Here is a 23,377-nt window from a genome sequence, read left to right as displayed (position 1 = left end):
GGCAAGCCAGCTCCTACAGGGGATCTTCGCTCAATTCAATATTGTGTACCGCCCGATCATTGACCCCATTGTGTAAAAGGATTCATCCCATGGCTGTCTTGCCAGAACTTGAAGCATTCCTCGAACTCGCCGAATTCGGCCGCCTGACCGGCAAAAGCCGCGCCATGCACGAACAGTCGCCGCAACAGGCACGGATCGATTTCGAAGCCTCCTCGGCATTTCTCGACGTGCCGCTGGACAGCGTCGCCTGCGAAGACTTCACCATCGCCGCGCGGGACGGCCATAGCCTGTCGGCGCGGCTGTATCGCGATGGCACCCCGGTCGACGGACTGCAGCCCGTGGTCCTGTATTTCCACGGCGGCGGTTACGTGGTCGGCAGCCTCGACTCCCACGATGCACTGTGCCGACGCCTGGCAGCCCAAGGTGGTTTCGCCCTGTTGACGGTGGATTACCGCCTGGCACCGGAATGGCGTTTCCCGACCCCGGTGCAGGATGCCTGCGATGCCGGCAACTGGCTGGTGCGCGAAGGCGCGGCCCACGGCCTGGACGCAACGCGGGTGGCCGTGGCCGGTGACAGCGTGGGCGCGACCCTGGCCACGGTGCTGTCGATCATGGCCGTGCGCGAACCTGCAGAATTACTGTTGAAACCCAAGGCGCAAGTACTGGTGTACCCGGTGACGGATGCCACCACCCAACGCGCCTCACACCGCGACTTCGCCGAAGGCTACCTGCTGGAGACGCCGACGCTGGACTGGTTCTACGCCCATTACGCCCGCACAACCCAGGACCTGGCGGACTGGCGCTGCTCGCCGTTATTGGCGGCTGACCTGTCAGGCCTGGCACCGGCGCTGGTGTACCTGGCCGGGCATGACCCGTTGCATGACGAAGGGCTGGCCTATGCCGAGCGCTTGCGCGCTGCCGGAAATGAGGTGACGTTGCTGGAACAGCCAGGCATGACCCATGACTTCATGCGCATGGGTGGGTTGCTGAGTGAGGTGGAAGGGATTCATACGCAAGTGGCGGGGTGGGTGCGGGCACGGGTTTGATCTGAAGTCAGATCGTTCCCACGCTCTGCGTGGAAATGCGAAAGGTGACGACGGTTTTTTGTGTCTGGTGCGGGCATCTTTGGTAGGGCGGCTACCGCTATCGCAGGCAAGCCAGCTCCCACAGGGATTTATGTTGGCCATGTCACTTGAGTACGACTCAAAACCTGTGGGAGCGGGCTTGCCCGCGATGGCGGCATCAGGGTCACCACAATCATTGAGCCATGAAAAATGCCCACATCTCGCGATACAACATTGTTAATTTTCCGATCATTAAACAGCGCTTGTGTGCGTTTGTTTAAGCGTCAGCAAGATGGCTTCCTACAAGCTACAACACCTTGCGCCGTTGCCTACAGTTACGCCAGAATCCGCCGGCTTGTGCGTCTTGGGGTCGCTCGGTAACTTGATACCCATCACTGCCCATCAGTGATCGGGTTTAGTCGCCCGGCTAGTTCCCTCACGGTTGCACATGTGTCATCCAGACAGGTATCCACCTGTACTTGATGGTGGCTGTGCGCATGGCGTCTTCGGGCGCGCCGGGTTTGGGTTCTTTACCGGTCGACTAACTTGCGCACAGCTGCCTCCCTCTCGTTTAGTCGCGAGAGAGTCGTGGCTCTACTGGAGAAAGTACCCATGTTCAAGGTCACACCGAATCCGCCGGATCCCGATCCGACATCCTCCTCAGAAAATGCCGACTCAAACATTCACCACGAACCCGCCGGCCGCGTTCCCTCAGCTGCCGACATCAACGCCACCCCACGCAAACTCTGCACCATGTTCATCGTCAACCCCGAACTCGATACCGAGACGCTGCTGGCCCATGCCTGCGAGTCTCTGGCGTCGGCCAATGTCATGGCCATGGACCTGGCGGACCATATGGAGGGGCCGAGCCGCAATTCGCTGCTGGGGATTGCGCAGGTCATTATGCTGGGGGAGTTGGCGGTGAATCGGGCGTTGGATCGACTCGACCCGCCCTGTTAAACGCAAGACCTGTAGGAGCCGGCTTGCTGGCGAAAAGGTCGGCACATCCAGCATCTTTGTCACTGGCATACCCCCATCGCGGGCAAGCCCGCTCCCACAGGTTTTGAGTCGTACTCAAGTCATGCGGCCAACATGAACCTCTGTGGGAGCGGCGGTGCGGCGATCCGACTTGCCCGCGATGGCGGCTTCATATTCACCACAATCCTGAAGCCCAAAAAAATGCCCGCATCTCACGACACGGGCATTTCTCAGTTCAGCTCAGCGCTCAGAAATCATACTTCGCGGTGACTTGCATGTTACGCGGCTCGCCGGAGAAGGTGGTGCCGAAGTTGCCCAGGCCCGTCAGGTACCTCTTGTCGAAGACGTTGTTGGCGTTGACGGTGAAGCTCAGGTGTTCGTCGTACTGGTAGCGAGTCATCAGGTCCACCAGGGTGTAGCCGCCTTGCTTGAGATTGACGCTGCCATCGGTAGGGCTGAAGGTCTGGCCGTAGAACGCGCTCTGCCAGCTGACACCGCCACCGACGGTGACCTGGTTCAGCGCGCCCGGCAGGCGGTAGGTGGTGAACGTGCGTACGCTGTGTTCCGGCTTGCTGGTGGCCAGTGGGAAGCCGAAAATGCGCTGTTCGTCCTGGTCGCGGGTGCGGGCGTAGGTGTAGCCGGCGGAGACGTTCCAGTCTTGCGCCAGTTCACCGGCCAGTTCCAGTTCCACACCGTTGGTGGTGGCGCCGGAGATGGCTTCGTACACGTCCTGGCCGGTGCCGTCGGTGGTGACGTATTGGGCGACGTTGTCCTGTTCGATGCGGAAGAAGGCCAGGCTGGCGTTCAGTCTGCCGTCGAAATAGGCCGCTTTCAGGCCGGTCTCGTAGGCGTCGCCTTCCACCGGCTCCAGGGTCTTGCCGCTGGCGTCCTTGTAGATCTGCGGCTGGTAGATGCTGGTGTAGCTGGCATAGACCGAGTACGTGTCGTTCAGGTCATAGACCACACCGGCGTACGGCGTGACCACGCCATGTTCCTTGTAGCTGGCGTGAGTGTCGGTCAGGGTACCGCCCGGGTAGTAGCTGTAGTCTTCGTTGTATTTGAAGGTGCTCAGGCGGCTGCCAAGGATGAACGACAGGTCGTCGGTCGGACGCAGGCGCGTGGCCAGGTAAACGCCATTCTGGCTGGTGGTGCGCTCGTACTTGCCGTTTTTCGGGAAGTCCTGGACCGGCAGGTTGCCTTTCCAGTCAAAGATACTGCCCGGGACCATTTCGAAGGCGCTGGTGTCGTAGGTGGCACCGGTCTGGCGCGAGTGCGAAGCCATGAAACCGGCGACCAGTTCGTGCTCGCGACCGCCCAGGGTGAACGGGCCGGAGACGTTCACGTCAGCGGTGTTCTGCACGCGATGGCCTTCCCAGCGCCCCCAGTACAGGAACATGCCTTCACCGGTGGCGCGGTCCGGGTTGCCGCCGCTGGCCGAGGCCAGGCGGGTATCGTGATCGGTGGTTTTCTGGTCGAGGCTGACCTTGAGTTTCCAGTCGTTGGCCAGGGCCTGTTCCAGCGAGGCGAAGTAGGTGGTGCTCTCGAAGTCGCGACGGCTCCAGTCGGCCCCCGGGTTGAAGCTGCGCGAGAAGTCGGTGCGGCCGCCATCGCTGAAGAACGGCGAGTTACCGGTCCAGGAACTGCCGCGCGGGGTGGCGCTGGACTTGTCGATGCCGAAGGTCAGCAGGGTGTCGTCGGTCAGGTCGGCTTCGAGGATGCCGTAGAACAGGTCTTTCTTCTGGCTGTAGTGGTCGATGTACGAATCTTTGTCCTGGTAGGCGCCGACGAAGCGGCCACGCACATTGCCGGATTCGGTCAGCGAACCGGAGATGTCGCCTTCGGTGCGGTAGTTGTCCCAGTAACCGGCGGTGGCGCTGACCGAGGCCTTGAATTCCTTGGTCGGTTTCTTGCGCACCAGGTTGACGGTGGCAGACGGGTCACCCGAGCCGGTCATCAGGCCGGTAGCCCCTTTGATGACTTCGATGCGGTCGAGGCTGGCGGAGTCGTCGCTGTTGTTCGGGTTCTCACCGTAAACCCCGTCGTAGGGGATGTTGACGCCATCGTATTGATAGTTGGTGATGGCAAAACCACGGGAGGAGAACTCGGTACGGTCGCTGTCGTACTTCTGCGACGTAACGCCCGGAGTATTGCGCAAGGCGTCGGCAACGCTGGTAACGCCGCGATCGTCCATCTGCTGACGGGTCACCACGGTCACCGATTGCGGCGTTTCACGCAGGGTCAACGGCAACTTGGTGGCGGTGGTGGTCGCGCCGGTGGTGTAGGAACCGGTGTCTTCGGTGGTCAGGCCCAGGGCCTGGCCGGAAATGGTGGTTGCGCCCAGTTGCAGGCTCGAGCCGCCGCCGGAGACCAGGGTGACGGTGTTGCCGTTGATCTGGAACGAAATCCCGGTGCCCTTGAGCAGTTCCGCCAGGGCCTGGGAAGGCTCCAGCGAACCGGACACCGCGCGGGACTTGATCCCGGCGACCTGGTCCGGGCTGTAGAGGATCTGCAGGTTGGTCTGCATGCCCAGTTCAGTCAGCGCGCTGGACAGCGGCTGGACCGGGATACTTACTTTTACAGGTGCAGCATTGGCCATCGAGCTCCCCAGCAAGGTGGCGGTCAGCAGTACGCTGGTGAACAGGGTGCGATGCAAAGTCGGGCGCTGTACGGCCAGCGCGAGAGGTGTGCGGGGGGGTTGAGGTCGCATTACTTACCTGAGCTCCTGAAAAAGTGTTGTGCAGAGTTTTTGTTAATAGGAATGATTATTAGACGCAGCACGAACGGAAAACCGGAAAGAAACCGGAAAAATAAATGTGCGAAGGTTGAAAACTGCGCAGAACCTGTGGGAGCGGGCTTGCCCGCGATGGGGTCATCACGTTCAACAGAGATGGCGATTGACCCACCGCAATCGCGGGCAAGCCCGCTCCCACAGGTCCGCGCAAGGCCATGAAAATACCGATCAGGCGGGCGTCAGCTCGGTGATGACCTTGCCGCTTTCCATACGCACCAACTGATCCGCCACATCGAAATACCGGTCATCGTGGGAGATCACGATGATGGTCTTGCCCAGGCGCTTGAGGTCCGGCAGCAGCTCGGTGTAGAAGATCCGGCGGAAGGTCGGGTCCTGATCGGCCGCCCATTCATCGAACACCAGCACCGGACGTTCTTCGAGCCAGGCATTGACCAGGGCCAGGCGTTTGCGTTGGCCGGTGGAGAGGTCGGTGGTGGTGAAATTGCCGTCCTTGACGCTGACCTTGTGCGCGATCTCCAGCCGTTGCAGGTATTTGTTGGCGTCTTCGGGGATGTGCGTATCGCCCTGGACCACGTCATCGAACAGGTAATAGTCGGCAAAGATGGTGGTGAACAACTGGCGATAGTCGTCGCGGTTCTGCGCATCGATGCCCACGCCGTTGACGCGGATTTCACCTTGCTGCGGCGTGTACAGGCCCAGCAGCAATTTGATCAGCGAGGTCTTGCCGCAACCGTTCTCGCCGACGATGAAGGTGATGTCGCCTTGCTTGATCGTCAGGTTCACCGGCCCAAGCTGGAACGGTGCGGCACCTTCGGCAGCCGGGAAAGCGAAACGCACATCGGCCAGTTTCAGTTCGTGCACCACCGGTTGGACGTTGCCCTGATCGCTGAGCAGCAGGTGCGGCTCAGGGGTGGAGAACTGCTCGGACAATTCGGCAATCCGGCGAAAGGCGATCTGCGCACGGCTGACGATCGGCAAGGTGCTGATCAAATGCTCCAGCGGGCCTTTCATGTACAGCAGCACCAGCACGAAGCCGCTCATCACGGTTTTGTCGGCGCTCGGCCAGAAGGTTTGCAGTGCCAGGGCCAGGCCGATGACGACAAAGAACAGCATCGAGCCGAAGGTCTTGGCGATGACGAAGGTGTTGATCGAGCGCACCTGGGTGTTGCAGATGAACTCGGCGGTGGCCTTGATGCCCGAGACGAACATGCGCTGGCGGCGAGGGCGGTGAATGCGCAGTTCCTTGGCGCCTTCGGCAATCGCGTTGTAGTGTTTTTGCAACTCGTCTTCGGCATCGCGGGCGGCCATGAAACCCTGCACGCCCTTGCTCTGGGCATAGGTCTGGATCGCCGTGCCGATCAGGATCGCGGCGACCATGATCAGGAACATCGGCCACGACAGAATCGCCAGGTAGCCCATGCAGCCCAGGGTCACGGTGACCGAAATCGCCAGCGGCGCGAAGGCGAAGGCGAAGTCGCTGATGGTGTCCACATCGTGAGTCAGCACCGGGATCAGGCGGTGGCTGCGATAGCGTTCGATCTGTTCGATCGGGGCCGACAGGACCTTTTCACCCAACTGTTTACGCAGCGTCGCGATGATGTGCTGGCCGACGTAGTTGGTGCCGATGTCCGAGCAGATCGAGCTGGCCAGCGCCAGCAGGCACAGGCCGGCGAACAGCGCGACCACACCTTGACTCAGGCCGGTTTCCGAGTGCAGGGCGTTGTTGATGGTCGCCAGCAATACCGTGACGCTCAGGCCGCCGACCATGCCCAGGAAAATGGAGGCCGCGACAATGAGCCGAAAGGGTTTCAACAGGGCGAACAATTCGCCGATGGCGCCACGGGTTGGCTGGGTCATGGAAGAAGGTTCCTTGGGTCGTGAAGGCAGATACCCAGTAGAACGTCTGGTGGGAGGCTTAATTTACAAGGGCGCCGACTGGTGGTGAGGTAACTGACACTACGCGGACCTGTAGGAGCCAGGCTTGCCGGCGAAGGCGTCCTAGAGATCGCCTTCGCCGGCAAGCCTGGCTCCTACAGGGGGCGCGTAGGGGTTAGAGGTCGCGAACTATGCGGAAGCCCATCCAGTCGCCGCGCTCTTGCGGGTACTGGCTGTTGCGATTGCCGGAGCGCGAGAACACCGGGGCTTCACCCCAGTCGTTGCCGCGTATGCGTACGGCTTCGCATTGGGCCTCGACCCAGGCGCTGCCATCGGTGGGGGCGCCGACGTAGTCCGGGTGTTCGCAGTCTTCGACCCACTCGTAGACATTGCCATGCATGTCGTACAGGCCGAACGCGTTGGGCGGGTAGCTGCCCACTGGCGAGCTGTAGCTGTAACCGTCCGCCGGGCCATAGGTGTTGGCGTGCCTGGCGATGCTGTATGCCTTGCCTTCATCGAACGGGAAGGGGAATGGACCCTTGGTGCCGCCGCGTGCCGCATATTCGCGTTGCGCTTCGCTGACCATGCGGTACTTGTGCCCGGTCTTTTTCGACAGCCAGGCGACGTAATTCTTCACGTCATCGAAGTTCATGCACACCGCCGGCTGGCGCGGGCTTTGCGGATAACGTGGCTTGCTGGCGATGCATTCGCGACCGGGGCGGGGGTCGCCATTGGCGATGGTCACGCCACTTTCGCGCACGTAGCTGTCCCATTCGCCGGCGGTGACCTGGAAGCGGCTCATGGCGAAGGGCTTGGCGAAGGTCACCTCGTGCATCGGCCCTTCATCGGGCTCGCGTCCGACTTCGTCGTCAGGGGTGCCCATGGTGAAGGTGCCGGCGGGCAGCACCACCATCTCCGGACAATCGCGGCAGTCCTTGAATACTTTGCCGGGTTGCGGGGCGGCAGCGGCTTGGGCGGTGGCGGGCAGCAGGCCGGCCAGGAGGGCGGTCAGGGCGAGGGCCTTGAGCGGACGGGGCAATAGATCACTGTTCATGAGTCATCTCGAATAAAGGAAAAGTGATAACTGTAGGAGCAGCCGGTCGACGCTCGATTGCTCGCGAAAAACGTCAACGATAACGCGCGATTGCCTGACGAACCGCGGTGCTCGGACGTCCTTCGCGAGCAAGCTCGCTCCTACAGAAAAGCGGTTCTGCATCAGGCGGTCTTGTCCAGCAAGGCCATGAACCGGTCGATGTCGTTTTCGGTGTTGAGCAGGCCCGGAGCGATGCGGATCACCGGGCCGACGTCGCGGTCCACCGAGTCGCAGACCACACGGTTCTGCATCAGCTGGAGCGCGACTTTTTCGCAGTCCCGATCCTTGACCCGGAAGAAGGTGAAACCGGCGGACAGCCGCGGACTTTTCGGTGTGACCAGTTCGATCCGCGGCTGCTCCAGCAAACGATTTTTCGCGTAGGTGTTGAGGGCATGGATCCGCGCCTGGACCTCGGCCTTGCCCAGTTCCAGGTGCAACTTGAAGGCTTCGTCCAGCGCCCAGCGATGTTCAAAGCTGTGGTAGCCGCCAGGGGTCATGATGGTCGAAAAGGTGGTCGCCTCGGAGAAGGTCGGGATGGTCGGCGTCACGTCCTTGAGCTCGGCCGAACGGGCGCAGATGATCCCGGTGCCGCGCGGGCCGAACATCCATTTGTGGGTACCGGCAATGAAGAAGTCGCAGTGCATGTCGGGGAAGTCGAGGTCCTCGACGCCGAAACCGTGCACGCCGTCGACCACATACAGGATGCGGTCCTTTTCCTCGCGATTGCGGTTGTGTTCCTCCACCAATTTGCCGATCTCGCCGATCGGCAGCTTCACGCCGCTGCCCGATTGCACCCAGGTCATGCCCAGCACGCGGGTTTCGGGGCGAATCCCTTTGGCAATGGTGCCGACAACTTCATCCACCGACACGCTGTGGCTGTGCTCGAACAGCGTGAGCTTGCGCACCTTGACCCCATCCTTTTGCTGGCGGTACGCCAGGGCATAGTTGGTCGCATAGTGTTCGTGTTCGCTGGTGAGGATTTCCTGGTCCGGGCGCACATGGATGCCACCGTAGATCAGCGACAGGCCTTCGGTGGTGCTGCCGGTGAGCGCGATCTGTTCCGGTGCGGCCTTGAGATAACGCCCGGCCCAGACCCGCACCTGGTGCTCGCGTTTTTCGGTTTCTCCCAGGTCCCAATCCATCGCCAGCCCGGGGTTGCGGTCGAGGTTGGCGCGGTGCAGCTCGATCGCCTCGCGCACGGGCCTTGGGTGTGAGGTCAGCAAAAAGTTGGCGAAGTGCAGGTAGTTCGGGTCCTGATTGAACAGCTGGCGCAACTGCGCCCATTTGTCCAAGGCCAGCGGTGCCGGGCTGGCGGCCAGCGCCGGCAGGTTTACGGCGGCACCCAGGGGCAGGCCCGCCGCGAGAATGCCGGCCTGCTTGAGGAATGAACGACGGTTGGTCATGAGCTCGGTTCGCTTTTGCAAAAGAGGGGTCAGTGTTTGGCCACAGGCCTGGAGGACTGCTGCACCTGGTCCCAGACCCGCAGGAAATTGCCGCCCCAGAGCTTGGCGATATCGGCTTCGCTGTAGCCGCGGCTGAGCAACTCGGCTGTCACGTTGCGCCCCTCGCTGACGTCCTTCCAGCCATCGAGGCCGCCACCGTCGTTGAAGTCGGAACTGATGCCGACGTGGTCGATGCCGATTTTCTTCACCGCATAATCAATGGCGTCGCCGTAGTCCTTGAGGGTGGCCTTGGGTTCTTCGTCGACTATTGCGTAGAGCTGGCTGGCGTACTCGCCGAAGCGTTGCTCGGACCAGACGGTGATCACCGGATCGCCCGGCATCAGGGCCATCTCCAGCCCTTGCAGCGGTTGCAGGTCGAAGCGGGCGCGCAGGGCGTTGAGCTTGTCCTGGGTGGCCTGGCTCAGCGGTCGGATATAGGTCGGGAAGCCGACAATCTGCACCACACCGCCGCTGTTCTTGATCAGCTGCATTTCCTGGTCGCTGAGGTTGCGCGGGATGTCCACCAGGGCCCGTGGTGCCGAGTGGGAGGCGACCATCGGGGTGCGGCTCAGTTGGGCGACTTGCTCCAGGGCCTTGGTCGACATCTGCGAGACATCGATGATCACGCCGAGGTCATTGAGGCGGTGCACGGCTTGTTTGCCGATCTCCGACAGGCCGCCGAGGGCGTCCCGGGAATCGTTGAAAAACGGCAGGGGTCGGGATGAATCAGCCCAGGCGTTATTGCCCACGTAGCTGAAGCCGAACATGCGCATGCCGCGGGCCGCCCACTTGTCCAGGGCGTTGAGGTCGTTACCCAGGGGATAGGCATTGAGCATGCTCAGGAAGATCGCGAACTTGCCTTCGCCGTGCAGGCGGCGGAAATCGTCGGGGGTGTAGGCGATGGCGACCTGGTTGGGGAAGTCGCGCACCATCGTGCTGATGATTTTGTAGCGGGTTTCCTGTTCGAAGCGTGCCTCGTCGACGAAACCGGCGGTGGGGCGGTGCGGGGCGTTGTCGCCGTTCCAGATTTCCGGCCAGCCAAAGATGGTCAGGGCCGCACCGGACAACCGTCCGCGCCCGCTCTTGACCAGGTCCAACTGGCCGCTGCCGTCTTTGTCGGCTTCGTTGCCGGCGGTGCCGAAATCCATGGGCACGGTGATGTGGCTGTCGAACGAAAGCATGCGTTCCTGCAGGTCATCGGCCTGTTTCATCACTTTGACCGGGTAACCGGGGTTGTCCTTGAACCAGTAATCCCAGGCTGCATAGCCTGCACCGGCGCAGATCGCCAGGGCCAGCGGCAGGCCGATGTAGAGCGCCTTTTTCGAACGTGGTTTGGTCATTGCCGTCTCTGTCAGGTTCGCCGCCCCCGAAGCGTGCGCAGGGGCCTTTGCTATCTGGGAAGAACGAGTGACCGAGTGCGAAATTTAGTGGGGCTTATGGCCTCATCGCGGGCAAGCCCGCTCCCACAGTGACCGGTGGTGTTCACACAATCTGTGTCCACAGCAGACACCTGTGGGAGCGGGCTTGCCCGCGATGCTTTTAAATTTATGCGGGCAACAATCGTTCTAGCTTGGATAAAGCCTGCTTCATGGCTGACACAGGTAGGGCAATGACGATTTCTCGACGATGGTTCATGGCAGGCCTGGCGCTGACCGGCGCCGCCGTGCCTGCGGCTTTTTATGGGCATCGTGAATGGACGAAACCGGATCCGACGATCACCCCCGGCGAAGCGTCGTTCGATGTTGCGGACGTCGCCGGCCAGCACCTGGCAAACACCTTGCGCGGCGTCTGGCAGATTCGTTTCGAAGGGGGTGACGCCGGCATCGAAGGCCTGCCCCGGGAAGGACTGGAAGTGTTCCTCGACGTCGGTCATAAAGGACGCGGCTTGATCGGCTTCCTCGACACCGCCGAGCGTTTGCGCTCGAGCGAAGAACCGCGTTACCGGGTGCTTGGCGACCTGGCCGAAGCCAAGCCCGCCGCATTGAGTTGGCGGCTGGTCAGCGCCAACGCGGCCAACGGCACGCCGGATTACGAATTCAGCATGGCGCTGGACGAAGTCTGGGCCGGTTTTGGCAACGCCGGCAGCGGCACCCTCAGTGGCCGGGTGTTGAACCTGGATCGGCCGCTGATGATGACCGCCCAGGACAACCGCTTCATCGCGGTCAAGCGGGTGTTCCCCGAAGCCCGCGAACGCACCGGCCTCAACCCGGCGCTGCTGGCTTGGCTGGTGTCCCCGGAGCATCGCCTGTTTCACCAGCTCTGGCATGCCTCCCGGGACAAATGGCACACCTTGCCCGAAGACAAACGCGGTGCCCTGCGCGGTATCGGCTGGCAGCCTGGCCCTCGCGACAAGGAGCGTGATGCCCGTGGCGCGCACAAGGATCGCAACGGCTCGGGTGTGGATTTTTTCTTCATGCACCGGCACATGCTCGGCACGGCGCGCTCCCTGCAGGAGTTGCCGTCGTGGCCACATTTCCCGTTGCCACAGCCGGAGCTGGCGCGGGATCGCATCGGTTTCGCCAATTATTGCGACAACCACGACGGCACCGCGCTGCCGCCGACCTGGCGGGCGGACGACGATGCCGAGTACTCGCAATGGGTCGCCGACATCAAGACCGCCGAGACCTACCACAGCAATTTCCAGGTCTGGGAGTCGCGCTATCGTGACCCGCGCTATCTGTCGAAACTGACCTTGGGTCAGTTCGGTTCAGAGGTGGAGCTGGGGCTGCACGACTGGCTGCACATGCGCTGGGCCTCGGTGCCCCGCGATCCGTCCAACGGCCAGCCGGTGCCGTTCGCCCGGGATCCGGCGGACTTCTCGGCACGCTGGTTTGCCCCGGAGAACGACTTCCTCGGCGATCCGTTTTCGTCCCATGTGAGTCCGGTGTTCTGGCATTTCCACGGCTGGATCGACGATCGCCTGGAAGACTGGTTCCGCGCCCATGAGCGCTTTCATCCGGGGGAGGTCAGTCGGCTGGAGGTCAATGGCGTGGCGTGGTTTGCGCCGGGTCGCTGGGTGGAAGTCGACGACCCGTGGCTGGGCCCGAGCACCCATGGCTGCAGCACTACACCGGGGTTGCAGGCGGGCAAGTCGGTGGAAATGGACCCGGAAACCATGAAGCTGGCGTTGCGCATTACCTTTGGCGAGGATGAGCAGAAGCTGGCGGACCTGTTGCGCAAGGTGCCGCAGCGGCCTTGGTACGCGCGGCATTTGAAGGCCAGGCCGATTACCAGTTAAACCGGTCGACCACGTTATCGTTCAATCGCGGGCAAGCCCGCTCCCACAGGTTTCAGGTGTGCCGCATGATTGGGGTATGACACATAACCTTGTGGGAGCGGGCTTGCCCGCGATGGCGGTCTTGCAGGCGACATTGATGTTGGATGTGCCGGCCTCTTCGTCGGAACGCCGCCCGGAGCAAGCCCGCTCCCACAGGTTTCAGGTGTGCCGCATGATTGGGGTATGACACATAACCTTGTGGGAGCGGGCTTGCCCGCGATGGCGGTCTTGCAGGCGACATTGATGTTGGATGTGCCGGCCTCTTCGTCGGAACGCCGCCCGGAGCAAGCCCGCTCCCACAGGTTTCAGGTGTGCCGCATGATTGGGGTATGACACATAACCTTGTGGGAGCGGGCTTGCCCGCGATGGCGGCTGATCAGACGCCGAAAAATCACAAAGCCTGCCACCCCCCACCCAACGCCTTATACAACGCAATACTCGCCTGCAACCGCGACAGCCGCAGCTGAACATTCAAATCCTGCGCCGCATACAAGGTGCGCTGTGTCTCCAGCACCGTCAGCAAGTCCTCGGCCCCGGCCTCGTAGCGGCTCTGGGCGATGTTGAACGCAGTCTGTGCCTGGTTCAGTTCTTCCCCTTGCCACTGCCGCTGTTCATCCAGCCCGCGAATGCTGTTAAGCGCTTTTTCCACGTCGGCGAAACCGTTGATGATCGCCCCGCGGTAATTCTCCAGCAGCTCTTCCTGGCGCGCCGTGGCCTTGTCGCGCTCGGCGCTCAGGCGGCCGTTGTTGAAGATCGGTGCAAGCAATCCGGCCGTGAGGTTATAGAACGGATTGCGCAGGATGTCGGCGGCGCGGTCGGCGCCGGAGCCCAGTTCGGCGCTCAGGGTCACGGCCGGCAACATGGCGGCACGGGCAACCGTGACGTCGGCTTGCGCGGCGGCCAGTTGTGCTTCGGCCCGGGCGATGTCCGGGCGACGGGTGAGCAACTCGCTGGGCACGCCGGCCGCGATGGTCGGCCATGACAGTTGATCGAAGCGTTCTGCACCCAGGCGCAATTGCTGAACCGGTCGACCGAGCAGGGCGGCGAGGCTGATCAAGGCGTCCTGCGCCTGTTGCTGCACCAGCGGCAATTGCCGTTGTTGCGCCGCCACCAGACTCTTCTGCTGGGCCAGTTCCAGCGCCGTCGCCGAGCCCGAGTCAAAACGGGTCTGCACCAGTTTCAGGACATTCTGCGCGTTGGCCAGGTTCAACCCGGCAATGCGGCTTTGCTCGCGCAATGACAAGGCTTGCGCGTAGCTGTTGGCAACACCACTGAGCAGCGTCAACTCCACCGTTGCCTGATCGAATTCGCTGGCCTGCAAACCGAACTGCGCGCTGTCGCGGGAGGCGCGTTGGCCACCCCAGAAATCGATTTCGTAACTGGCGCTGAGGTTGGCGTCGAAGTAATCCACCGCCTTATTGCTGCTGTCGGCGTCGAGTTGGCTGTAGCCGTTGCCACGCAGCAGTTTTTGCCGATTGGCGTTCAGCCCGGCCTTGACCTCCGGCAGCAACGAGCCACCGGCAATCACCGTATCGGCCTGCGCCTGGCGTACGCGGGCGATGGCGGCGGCCAGGTCGTAGCTACCGACCCTGGCTTGCTCGATCAGGCGATCGAGCTGCGGGCTGCCGAACTGCGTCCACCATTGCAGGTTACTTTGCGTGGCATGTGGCGAGTGCGGCGATTGCCAGGACGAAGGCGGCTGGATGCCGCTGTCCGGACGCTGGGCGGGACTGCCACAGGCGCCGAGCAACAGGCAGAGAGTCAGCAGGCTGAGTGACGGCTTCATAAATCGATCATTCACTGGTAAGGGCCGTGACCGGGTCGAGCCGGGCAGCTTTGCGGGCCGGCATGAAGCCGAAGACAACACCGGTGACCAGGGCGCAGCCGAAGGCACCGAGCACCGCTATCAAGGAGAACGCGACGGCGACTTCGCTGAGGATCAGCACGCCGCCGACGATCAGCGCCAGGGCGATCCCGGCGAGGCCGCCGACCACCGAGAGCATCACCGCTTCGGTGAGGAACTGGCGCAGGATGTCACGCTGACGGGCGCCGGTGGCCATGCGAATGCCGATCTCGCGGGTGCGTTCGCGCACGGTCATCAGCATGATGTTCATCACCCCGATGCCACCCACCAGCAGGGATATCGCGGCAATAGAGCCAAGCATCAACGACAGGGTATTTTGCGTGCGCGCCTCGGCCTGGATCATCGCCGCATTATTGGTCAGTTCGAAATCCTTTTTGCCGTTGTGCAGGCGCAGCATCAATTGCTCGATGGCGTGTTCCGTCTCCTTGACCTTGCGCGCATCGGCGGCGGCGATGGCCACGTATTCGGGGTTGTGGCTGCCGAACAGCCGCACACTGGCGGCGGAGTAGGGGATGGCGATGCGGTCGTCGCTGTCGGAGTCGCCGGAACTGGCGCCTTTTTCGGCGAGTACCCCGACCACCTGGAACGGCACGTTCTCGATCAGGATGTACTGGCCGATCGGGTTGGCCACATCCTTGAGCAGTTTGGTCCGGACCTTGTGCCCGATCACCGCGACCGCTGCGGCGTTGCGTTCGTCTTCCTGGGTGAAATAGCTGCCTTGCACCACCGGCCAGTTAAAGATCGCCGGGAAGTTGGTGTCGTTGCCGCCGACGTAGCTCAAGTGGTCGAGGTTGCCGAAGCGCACCCCGGCTTCCTGGCCATTGACCGGCATGATCCGTGTCACCTGCGGCAGGCTGCCCACGGCGGCGACGTCGTCCAGGGTGACGATGCCCAATGGCGTGCGTGGGTTCGGTGACGAGCCGCTGAGGTAAATGATGTTGGAGCCGAACGCGCCCATCTGCGCCATCACCTGGCGCTTGCTGCCTTCACCGACAGCCAGCATCACCACCACCGACGCAACGCCGATGATGATCCCGAGCAACGTCAGCGCCGTGCGAAAGCGGTTGATCCACATCACCCGCCAGGCCGCTTGCACCGCATCCACCAGTTCGCCTTTCCAGGCACCGGTGGCTTCGGCGCCTTCGCTGAGGCGCTTGCGCAGGTCCACCGCCTGCAGCGCGCCGGGATTGGCGGACATCTGTGCATCAGGGTTGTCCACGGCGCTGTCGCTGATGATCAGTCCGTCGCGAATTTCGATGATGCGTTTGGCCCGGGCCGCGACTTCGCGGTCGTGGGTGATGAGAATCACCACATGGCCCTGGTTCGCCAGTTCGTCGAGCAGGGTCATGACCTCGGCGCCGCTATGGCTGTCGAGGGCGCCGGTGGGTTCATCGGCGAGGATGATGTGCCCGCCATTCATCAAGGCGCGGGCGATGGACACCCGTTGCTGCTGGCCGCCGGAGAGTTGATGCGGGCGATTGCCGGTACGCGAGGCCAGCCCGAGGCGGTCGAGCAGGGCGGCGGCGCGGGTATGACGTTCGGCCGCCGGAGTACCGGCATAGATCGCCGGCATCTCGACGTTTTCCTGGGCCGAGCCGGACGGGATCAGATGGTAACCTTGGAACACAAAACCAAAGGCTTCGCGGCGCAGCCAGGCCAGTTCGTCGCTGTCGAGGCCGGCGACGTTTTCCCCGGCGAAGCGGTATTCGCCCGACGTGGGGCGATCGAGGCAGCCGAGGATGTTCATCAGCGTCGACTTGCCGGAACCGGAGGCACCGACAATCGCCACGAATTCCCCGGCGTGGATCGACAGGTCGATGCCGCGCAACACGTGAACTTCAGGTGAATCGCCACCGCCGTAGGCTTTGCGGATGTCCTGCAGGTCGATCAGGGGCGTCAGCATTCAGCCGCCACTCCCGTCGGCCGGACCGATCAGCAAGTGATCGCCTTCCTGCAAGCCGTCGAGGATCTGTACCCGCAGGCGGTCGCTGATGCCGGTGCGGACGTCGCGTTGCTCGATGCGGCCGTTTTTCGCGACGACCTGGGCGGTCTGGCTGTGCGCTTGCGTGCTGGTTTGCAGGGCCGCAATCGGCGCGGTGAGGACATTTTTCGCCTGCTCGGCAACAAAGAATACTTGAGTGGTCATTTCCGCCATCAGCGCGTTGTCGGCGTTATCGACGTCGAGCAACACGGTGTACAGCACCACGCGCGCGCTGCCGCTTTTGCTCGAACTGGCCGGGCTGCCGCCGCCCTGGCCGGTCTGGTCCAGCGGCTTGGGCGGCACCGGCAGGATTTGCCGCACGGTGCTGTTCCAGCGACGCTGGCCACCGCTGAGGGTGGTGAACCACGCCGTCATGCCGGGTTTGACGTGGCCGATGTCGGCTTCCGACACCTCGGCCCAGACGGTCATCGGCGACAGCTTGGCGATGCGCAGAATCAGCGGCGTCTGTTGCTGGGCGTTGAGGGTCTGGCCGACCCGGGCATCGAGTGCGACCACGGTGCCGCCCATGGGCGCATAGATTCGGGTGTAACCGAGCTCGGCCTGATCGCTGCGCAGGCTGGCCTGGGCCTGGCGGATCTGCGCCTGGAACATGTCGATGCGGGCCTGGGTGGCGCGCAGTTCGGCCTCGGCGGTCTGCACATCTTCTTCGCGGGTGGCGCCGCCGGCCTTGAGGTGCTGCTGACGCTGGTATTTTTGTCGGGCGAGGTCGTGCTGCGCCCGCTGTTCCTGCAACTGCGCCTTGAGGTTTTCGATGGAGTAACGTCCGGCGTCGAGTTTGGCCTGCTGCGTGGAGGGATCGATCTCCACCAACAGCTGGCCTTCCTTGACCACGTCGCCGACTTCCACGTGGATCTTCTGGATCTGCCCCGACGCCTGGGCGCCCACGTCGACATAACGCCGCGGCTGCAACGTGCCCAGGGCCGTGACGCTGCTTTCGATGTCGCCCCGGGTCACGGGGACGGTGGCGAACTGCTCGCGACCGGGGGGGATGATCTGCCAGGCGGCGACGGCGATAACGGGGATCAGACACAGTGCTACTAGCAGGGCGCGTCGGGTCTGTCGGGGACGTTTCATGCAGGGTTCCGGCCAATGAGTATCGGCCCGTCGTTCAGTTGAACACTGCCGGGGAGTCGGCAGGGACGGGGAGCTGTCCTGTAAACGAGAAACGCAGTGGCGAATTTAGCCCCAGACATATGGCGTAACACCTATAGGGGCTGTCTGTAGGAGATATCTGTAGGAGCTGCCGAGTGAAACGAGGCTGCGATCTTTTGATTTTTTTTAAGATCAAGATCAAAAGATGAAGTGGCGGCCCCAAACGTGACTATTTATCAGGCAAGCCAAACCAACACTTTAAATCTATATGAGAATTACTATAAATTACGCGACTCAAATTGCCACTATCGTGCCACTGCCTGTTTCGGTGGTTGTCGCGGTGGCTCAAGACCGCGCGGGTGCGGACGGGAGTCATGTTGGAAAACTACTATCGCGAGCTGGTGTGTTTCCTGAACGCCAAGCTGGGCAACCGTCAGGTGGCCGAAGATGTGGTGCATGACGCTTATTTGCGGATACTGGAGCGCTCCAGCGACACGCCGATCGAGCAGCCCAGGGCCTTCCTTTATCGCACCGCGCTGAATCTGGTGATCGATGACCATCGGCGCAATGCCCTGCGTCAGGTCGAGTCGCTGGAAGTGCTCGACAACGAAGAACGCTACTTCACCCCCTCGCCGCATAACAGTCTCGATCACGGCCAGCGCCTGGACATGCTCCAGCGTGCCCTGGCGGAACTGCCGCGGCTATGCCGCGAGAGTTTCCTGCTGCGCAAGATCGAGGGTTTGTCCCACCCCGAGATCGCCGCACAGTTGGGGATTTCCCGGGCCCTGGTGGAGAAGCACATCGTCAATGCCATGAAGCATTGCCGCGTACGGATGCGTCAGTGGGATGCCCATTGACCTCGTCGGGCTCATGAAAAAACTATATTAAATTTTGTTTCATTGTCCTCGTTCCCTATCAACAGACGATCTGCTGTCCTGCCCCAGGCCGGTCAGGTCATTCAGGCTTATGCCCCGCTGCTGGGGGGTTCATCCAGAGGACACTGGAAATGACACAGGCAATTGCATCGCCCATCGTTCACGACCTGATCGGCGTCGGTTTCGGCCCTTCGAACCTGGCGCTGGCCATCGCTCTGCAAGAGCGCGGGCCGAGCCAGGGCGAACTGGATGTCGTGTTTCTCGACAAGCAGGCCAATTATCGCTGGCACGGCAACACCCTGGTGACCCAGAGCGAGCTGCAGATTTCCTTCCTCAAGGACCTGGTGACCCTGCGCAACCCGACCAGCCCTTACTCGTTCGTCAATTACCTCAAGCACCACGGACGTCTGGTGGACTTCATCAACCTCGGCACCTTTTATCCGTGCCGCATGGAGTACAACGATTACCTGCGCTGGGTTGCCGCGCAGTTCGAAGCGCAGAGCCGTTACGGTGAAGAAGTGCTGACGATCGAGCCGGTGTTGCACAACCAGCAGGTCGAAGCGCTGCGGGTGATCTCCCGCGATACCCAGGGTCAGCAGCACGTTCGCACCACCCGTTCGGTGGTGGTCAGCGCCGGCGGCACCCCACGCATTCCCGAAGTGTTCAAGGCGCTGAAAAATGACAGTCGCGTATTCCATCACTCCCAGTACCTGGCACAGATGGCCAGGCAGCCGTGTGTGAACAACCAACCGATGAGCATTGCGATCATCGGCGGCGGGCAGAGCGCGGCGGAAGCCTTCATCGACTTGAACGACAGCTTCCCGTCGGTGCAGGTGGACATGATCCTGCGCGGCTCGGCACTGAAACCGGCCGATGACAGCCCGTTCGTCAATGAAGTGTTCTCGCCGGAGTTCACCGACCTGGTGTTCCAGCAGGCGAGCAGCGAGCGCGAGCGTCTGGTCAACGAGTACCACAACACCAATTATTCGGTGGTCGACATCGACCTGATCGAACGCATCTACGGCATCTTCTACCGGCAGAAAGTCTCGGGCATCGCCCGTCATGCGTTCCGCACCCTGACCACCCTCGAAAAAGCCACCGCCACCGAGCACGGCATCGAACTGGCCGTGCGCAACAACGCCACCGGTGAAGTGACGGTGCGTCAGTATGATGCCGTGGTGCTGGCCACCGGTTACGAGCGGCAGATGCACCGCAAGCTGCTGGCGCCACTGGAACAGTACCTGGGCGATTTCGAAGTGGATCGCAACTACAAACTCATCACCGACGAACGCTGCAAGGCCGGCATCTATATGCAGGGCTTCTGCCAGGCCAGTCACGGCTTGAGCGATACCTTGTTGTCGATCCTGCCGATTCGTGCCGATGAGATTGCCGGTTCGTTGTATGAGCATGGCAAGGCGCGTGGGCAGGGGCGGTCGGTGATGGATGTATTACTCGCTACTGCCAGTTAAAAATGTAGCGCCTGTTAAGCCGCCATCGTCGGAACGCCGCCCGGGGCAAGCCCGCTCCCACAGGTTGGTCTTCTGTCACAAATGCTGTGGCCACTGAGGATCCCTGTGGGAGCGGGCTTGCCCCGGGCGGCGTTCCGACGATGAGGGCCTTACAGACACCACAAATCCACAATCCTGAACCCTTCCTGAAAACCCCCGCAATTCTCCCCCGCAATGCAGCCTTTACTCGCTCGCCACCGACATCCCTACACGACACCGGATCAGGCGCTCCTGTTTTTAGGAATAGTCCTACAGAAAGCTTGCCGGCTCTTGCGTAGTCTTGTGCCCTCGCGAAACTCACACCCTGCCGGGGGCCTCTGTTGTCGAACAAAGCGTTACGTATCCTGATTGCCGACGAGCAACATTTTCAGCGGATGAGAATCGAGCGCCTGTTCAACCAGCTTGGCTATTACCGGGTGGCACCGGTGCAAAACCTGGCGGAGCTGCTGACGCTGGTCGAATTCAGCGACACGCCATTGGATCTGGTGGTCATCAATGCCTCGTTGGCCGGCGGCGCGCTGGACCTGCTCGATTTTTTCCTCGATCACCCGCAGGTTCATTACGCCTTGATCTACGACGGCCAGCAGGCGCATTTGCCGCCGATTCCAGCCTGCGGGCAGCAGAAGGTTCAAGTGAGCCATGGTTCGCTGCCCGATCTGGCGTCCATTGAACGGCTGATGGCGATCATTGATCGCCCGGTACCGTTCGTCGGTACTGTCATTTCTGTCAGGTAGATTCACCCGAAATTCCATGCAACAGTCTCTGCGCAGCCGTTGTGTTAACCCGGGCCTGGCCCAAGGGCATTGATTGCCCACTCGTAGTGCCATTGCACGGGGAGTTGCCATGAAGTCAGCGAAGTCAGCGCTGATAGCGGACGATCATCCGTGAATTATGGCTTGGAAGGCTCTACCGCAATGGTGTTGCGGTTGGTCGTGCGGGATATGCCCCCAGATATGCCACCAGGGGCACGGAGCCTTGGTGGGGAGGGTCTCGGACTGGGGCAAGGTGGCCGGTGCTGAAATCTTGGCATGGGAGCGTAGCGGGGAGGGCTTTCGGCACAGGTGGCTGGAGTCTGTTTTTAGTTAAAAACGACAGGTATTGTTGCGTGGTGTCGGAGGGCGAGCTGTCGACGTTGTCGCTATGTTACTCCGCGACAAGCACAGCGACACATAGCGACATCGAGAGGCTAAGGCCGCTTAGCTGTCGCTATGTCGCGGGGTCATGAGGCCGTGTCGCTGTGTTTTATCAGCACATAGCGACAAGTTTGCACAGCTCTAGGCCGTGGCTTGCACAGTTGTTGTCGCTATGTCTCTATGTTTTTTTATGATTTAGAGAGAGAGATGGAAAAGAGGTATATTGTTACAATATAACTCCATGTATACCCATATAAACCCTATGTGCTGACCGGAATAGGGGAAAACATAGCGACATAGCGAAACATAGCGACAAGGCGGGTTTCCCCGCCACTGTGCTATTCGGCAGTTTTGACTGGGTCACCCCTTCATCGCTCGCTTCACTGACGCCTCGCTGATGCCGAAGTGCTCAGCCGTCTTGGTGATACTCGCGGCGTTCTCGGCCCGCCACCGAGCTACCTCGCCCTGGTCAATGGTCCGCTTGCGCCCCAGCGCCTTGCCCTGCGCCTTTGCGTTTTCGATCCCGGCCATCTGCCGCGCTTTGATGTTGGAGCGCTCGAGCTGCGCCACAGCCGCGAGCATGGTGAGCATGAACTGGCCGTGCTCAGTGCTCAGGTCGAAGCCCTCGCGCCTGCTGATGATGCCAACGCCTTTGCCCTTCAGCATTTCCACTGTGCTCAGCACATCGATGGTATCGCGCCCCAATCGGTCGATAGCCCCCACCACGACGACATCGCCTTTGCGGGCGTACGCTGCCAGCGCTGCGAACCCAGGACGCTCCAGGGCCTTCACAGCGCCTGATACGCCGACATCCTCGTACCAATGCTCGATGTTGTAGAGATCGCCGCTGAGTGCGTGGCGCTGGGCCTCGACGCTTTGCTCATCTGTGCTGACGCGCAGGTATCCGATGGTAGCCATGATTGAACCCTCATCACCTTGTGGCTGGGGTAGCTCACAATCTATGGCTCATATATAACTACCTAGCTCACAATCAATCAACACCTTTGAGCTATCCCGTGATGCACATCGGACGAGTGGCTCATAAGGTGTACCTTTTGAGCTAGGGAAAAGACCCTTTGCCCTCAGATCATTGTGCCCCACCCGCACACAATCAGATCGTTGATTCATGTAGAAAGCTGACCAACTCGTCAACTCGTAAGCCGAACGCAAGTCATTGATTCGCAAGGGATCAACTGGCCGCCTGGGAAACACGTAAGTCATTGATTTATAAGGCGCATTCGAAGGGGGTGGGTGCCAGGGGTGCAGGGCTTTCGATCACGTAATACACGTAAATAGGGTAGTGAGGCCTCAATACTATTTTTTAAAATTCCAGAGCCGGTTAAACGAACCGTGACAACTGTCTATTTTCCCAAAATTTCCCCAGATAGTTTTAGCCGCCGCCCCCATAATTTTAAGTCATCACAGCCATAACCACTGTGCTAGAGCCTTATAAAATAAAATTAAGTCAGTCGCCCGTAAAGCCAGCCCGCTAAGCACCAAGACACAAACTTAAAAAGCTGTCTATTTCAGCACTTAATTTTTAACGCCTAAAACACGCGGATTACCCACTTGCTATTTTCATGCCATCACAGATACCGTTCGTCTAATGTGACGTGATCACGTTGCGTTTGAGGAGTATGTTTAGTTCGTGAACACACCTGACTGGGGAGGTCAGGAAAATGAACGAGCAGCCCGAAGCCACCAAAAAAGCCGACCCGGCCAACGCGATCAGCGTGCGCCAGTTGTGCAGCCTTACCGGCTATTCCCCGGCCTCGATCAGCAACCTCAAGGACGTCTTGCCGAATCACTTCGCTGTGCCGACTGGCAACCCGCAAGGGGGTAAGCCGATGCACATGTTCCCGCTAGAAGCCCTCGCAAACTTCATCCTGAACGAAACCAGTTTCCTGACCGACGCCGAGTGCCGTTTGCGCGTGGCCTTGAGCGCCAACCTGCGCAAAAGGAGATCGCCCATGGCCCGCTTCCTTGATGCCCACAGCCTCATTGAAGTCGATGGCGTCCTCGAGGTAGTCCCTCGCGACCACGGTGCCCTGACGCCTGAACTGCGCGCCAAGGTCGAAGCCCTGATGGCCCAGGAACAGGCCGCGCTGCGCACCCGCCGCGGTGCCAGCCGCCAACCCCGCCACACCACTTCAGAAGGTACGCAGCCATGACCGTAGAAAACAAAGTCATCCATCACACCATGGGTCACGTACTCGCCCAGGCTGGCCAGACGTCGCTCGACCCTGAGCTGTCAGCGCGGTTGACCGCCAACACCCTGAAACAGGTTCTCAAGGCTCATCGCCGCGCTGACTTTATGGCGCGGGTGCTCTGGATCTGGTGGGCACCACTTCGTACTGCGCGCAACGTAATGCGCCTGTTCACAGACTGAATACCGGGCGTTGCCCGATTGGGGGATACAACC

17 protein-coding genes are annotated in these 23,377 nt (G+C 61.2%); 8 read left to right on the top strand and 9 right to left on the bottom strand.

Annotated features, from left to right (window positions below):
- Nucleotides 1-89 precede the first annotated feature (89 nt).
- Complete coding sequence (locus ACA062_RS23220) at nt 90-1,046, top strand: alpha/beta hydrolase (protein WP_497453196.1); 957 nt, start codon at nt 90-92, stop codon at nt 1,044-1,046.
- A 630-nt stretch (nt 1,047-1,676) separates the two neighbouring features.
- Nucleotides 1,677-2,024: a DUF6124 family protein gene (locus tag ACA062_RS23215; RefSeq protein ID WP_497453195.1), complete on the top strand. Its 348-nt coding sequence runs from the start codon at nt 1,677-1,679 to the stop codon at nt 2,022-2,024.
- A gap of 265 nt (nt 2,025-2,289) precedes the next feature.
- Here the strand turns inward: ACA062_RS23215 and ACA062_RS23210 are convergent, their stop codons facing one another.
- The 5 genes from ACA062_RS23210 to pvdM form a co-directional block, all read right to left on the bottom strand.
- A complete protein-coding gene (locus ACA062_RS23210; protein ID WP_497453194.1) occupies nt 2,290-4,749 on the bottom strand; it encodes a TonB-dependent siderophore receptor in 2,460 nt (819 codons plus the stop codon).
- 252 nt (nt 4,750-5,001) lie between these two features.
- The gene (locus ACA062_RS23205; protein WP_497453193.1) at nt 5,002-6,651 is read right to left on the bottom strand and encodes a cyclic peptide export ABC transporter; all 1,650 of its coding nucleotides are present in this window, start codon (nt 6,649-6,651) and stop codon (nt 5,002-5,004) included.
- A gap of 193 nt (nt 6,652-6,844) precedes the next feature.
- Nucleotides 6,845-7,723 (bottom strand): dihydropyoverdine dehydrogenase, encoded by an 879-nt coding sequence (gene pvdO / locus ACA062_RS23200; protein WP_497453192.1) that lies wholly within the window; start codon nt 7,721-7,723, stop codon nt 6,845-6,847.
- 161 nt (nt 7,724-7,884) lie between these two features.
- Nucleotides 7,885-9,165, bottom strand: coding sequence for a pyoverdine-tailoring periplasmic protein PvdN (gene pvdN / locus ACA062_RS23195; protein ID WP_497453191.1), 1,281 nt, complete (start codon nt 9,163-9,165; stop codon nt 7,885-7,887).
- 29 nt (nt 9,166-9,194) lie between these two features.
- The gene (gene pvdM, locus ACA062_RS23190) at nt 9,195-10,544 is read right to left on the bottom strand and encodes a pyoverdine-tailoring dipeptidase-like protein PvdM (protein WP_497453190.1); all 1,350 of its coding nucleotides are present in this window, start codon (nt 10,542-10,544) and stop codon (nt 9,195-9,197) included.
- 269 nt (nt 10,545-10,813) lie between these two features.
- Between pvdM and pvdP the strand changes: the two genes are divergently transcribed.
- Nucleotides 10,814-12,442, top strand: a complete 1,629-nt coding sequence (gene pvdP / locus ACA062_RS23185; RefSeq protein ID WP_497453189.1) for a pyoverdine maturation tyrosinase PvdP — start codon at nt 10,814-10,816, stop codon at nt 12,440-12,442.
- Nucleotides 12,443-12,872: 430 nt separating this feature from the next.
- Here pvdP and ACA062_RS23180 read toward each other — a convergent pair whose 3' ends face one another.
- From ACA062_RS23180 to ACA062_RS23170, 3 genes are read right to left on the bottom strand one after another with little or no spacing between them, the layout of a single operon-like run.
- Nucleotides 12,873-14,267: an efflux transporter outer membrane subunit gene (locus tag ACA062_RS23180; RefSeq protein ID WP_497453188.1), complete on the bottom strand. Its 1,395-nt coding sequence runs from the start codon at nt 14,265-14,267 to the stop codon at nt 12,873-12,875.
- A gap of 7 nt (nt 14,268-14,274) precedes the next feature.
- Nucleotides 14,275-16,248 (bottom strand): MacB family efflux pump subunit, encoded by a 1,974-nt coding sequence (locus tag ACA062_RS23175; RefSeq protein WP_497453187.1) that lies wholly within the window; start codon nt 16,246-16,248, stop codon nt 14,275-14,277.
- The gene (locus ACA062_RS23170) at nt 16,249-17,421 is read right to left on the bottom strand and encodes an efflux RND transporter periplasmic adaptor subunit (RefSeq protein ID WP_497453186.1); all 1,173 of its coding nucleotides are present in this window, start codon (nt 17,419-17,421) and stop codon (nt 16,249-16,251) included. It abuts the gene before it with no gap.
- Nucleotides 17,422-17,813: 392 nt separating this feature from the next.
- Here ACA062_RS23170 and ACA062_RS23165 point away from each other — a divergent pair, with 392 nt between their 5' ends.
- From ACA062_RS23165 to ACA062_RS23155, 3 genes are all read left to right on the top strand, one after another.
- Complete coding sequence (locus ACA062_RS23165) at nt 17,814-18,296, top strand: sigma-70 family RNA polymerase sigma factor (RefSeq protein ID WP_497453185.1); 483 nt, start codon at nt 17,814-17,816, stop codon at nt 18,294-18,296.
- Nucleotides 18,297-18,445: 149 nt separating this feature from the next.
- Nucleotides 18,446-19,783 carry a lysine N(6)-hydroxylase/L-ornithine N(5)-oxygenase family protein gene (locus ACA062_RS23160; RefSeq protein WP_497453184.1) on the top strand — a complete coding sequence of 446 codons (1,338 nt, stop codon included), beginning with the start codon at nt 18,446-18,448 and terminating at the stop codon, nt 19,781-19,783.
- 359 nt (nt 19,784-20,142) lie between these two features.
- Nucleotides 20,143-20,556 (top strand): response regulator, encoded by a 414-nt coding sequence (locus ACA062_RS23155; protein ID WP_497453183.1) that lies wholly within the window; start codon nt 20,143-20,145, stop codon nt 20,554-20,556.
- Between the two features lie 759 nt (nt 20,557-21,315).
- Here the strand turns inward: ACA062_RS23155 and ACA062_RS23150 are convergent.
- Nucleotides 21,316-21,873 carry a recombinase family protein gene (locus ACA062_RS23150; protein ID WP_497453182.1) on the bottom strand — a complete coding sequence of 186 codons (558 nt, stop codon included), beginning with the start codon at nt 21,871-21,873 and terminating at the stop codon, nt 21,316-21,318.
- Between the two features lie 761 nt (nt 21,874-22,634).
- On the opposite strand from ACA062_RS23150, the gene ACA062_RS23145 reads away from it, so the two are divergent.
- Both ACA062_RS23145 and ACA062_RS23140 read left to right on the top strand, forming a co-directional pair.
- Complete coding sequence (locus ACA062_RS23145; protein WP_497453181.1) at nt 22,635-23,126, top strand: hypothetical protein; 492 nt, start codon at nt 22,635-22,637, stop codon at nt 23,124-23,126.
- Nucleotides 23,123-23,344, top strand: coding sequence for a hypothetical protein (locus ACA062_RS23140; RefSeq protein ID WP_497453180.1), 222 nt, complete (start codon nt 23,123-23,125; stop codon nt 23,342-23,344). Before ACA062_RS23145 ends, ACA062_RS23140 begins: the two co-directional genes overlap by 4 nt.
- The last annotated feature ends 33 nt before the right edge of the window (nt 23,345-23,377 follow it).

The sequence above is a fragment of the Pseudomonas sp. LBUM1679 genome, assembly GCF_059695565.1.
The sequence above is the reverse complement of the archived record's forward strand: the minus strand, read 5'-3'. Positions and strand labels throughout refer to the sequence as shown.

Coding starts and splice junctions, on each gene's coding strand:
- ACA062_RS23210 (WP_497453194.1), bottom strand. CDS start 4,749: ATGCGACCTCAACCCCCCCGCACACCTCTCGCGCTGGCCGTACAGCGC.
- ACA062_RS23175 (WP_497453187.1), bottom strand. CDS start 16,248: ATGCTGACGCCCCTGATCGACCTGCAGGACATCCGCAAAGCCTACGGC.
- ACA062_RS23220 (WP_497453196.1), top strand. CDS start 90: ATGGCTGTCTTGCCAGAACTTGAAGCATTCCTCGAACTCGCCGAATTC.
- ACA062_RS23205 (WP_497453193.1), bottom strand. CDS start 6,651: ATGACCCAGCCAACCCGTGGCGCCATCGGCGAATTGTTCGCCCTGTTG.
- ACA062_RS23215 (WP_497453195.1), top strand. CDS start 1,677: ATGTTCAAGGTCACACCGAATCCGCCGGATCCCGATCCGACATCCTCC.
- pvdM (WP_497453190.1), bottom strand. CDS start 10,544: ATGACCAAACCACGTTCGAAAAAGGCGCTCTACATCGGCCTGCCGCTG.
- pvdN (WP_497453191.1), bottom strand. CDS start 9,165: ATGACCAACCGTCGTTCATTCCTCAAGCAGGCCGGCATTCTCGCGGCG.
- pvdO (WP_497453192.1), bottom strand. CDS start 7,723: ATGAACAGTGATCTATTGCCCCGTCCGCTCAAGGCCCTCGCCCTGACC.
- ACA062_RS23160 (WP_497453184.1), top strand. CDS start 18,446: ATGACACAGGCAATTGCATCGCCCATCGTTCACGACCTGATCGGCGTC.
- ACA062_RS23140 (WP_497453180.1), top strand. CDS start 23,123: ATGACCGTAGAAAACAAAGTCATCCATCACACCATGGGTCACGTACTC.
- pvdP (WP_497453189.1), top strand. CDS start 10,814: ATGACGATTTCTCGACGATGGTTCATGGCAGGCCTGGCGCTGACCGGC.
- ACA062_RS23145 (WP_497453181.1), top strand. CDS start 22,635: ATGAACGAGCAGCCCGAAGCCACCAAAAAAGCCGACCCGGCCAACGCG.
- ACA062_RS23170 (WP_497453186.1), bottom strand. CDS start 17,421: ATGAAACGTCCCCGACAGACCCGACGCGCCCTGCTAGTAGCACTGTGT.
- ACA062_RS23165 (WP_497453185.1), top strand. CDS start 17,814: ATGTTGGAAAACTACTATCGCGAGCTGGTGTGTTTCCTGAACGCCAAG.
- ACA062_RS23150 (WP_497453182.1), bottom strand. CDS start 21,873: ATGGCTACCATCGGATACCTGCGCGTCAGCACAGATGAGCAAAGCGTC.
- ACA062_RS23180 (WP_497453188.1), bottom strand. CDS start 14,267: ATGAAGCCGTCACTCAGCCTGCTGACTCTCTGCCTGTTGCTCGGCGCC.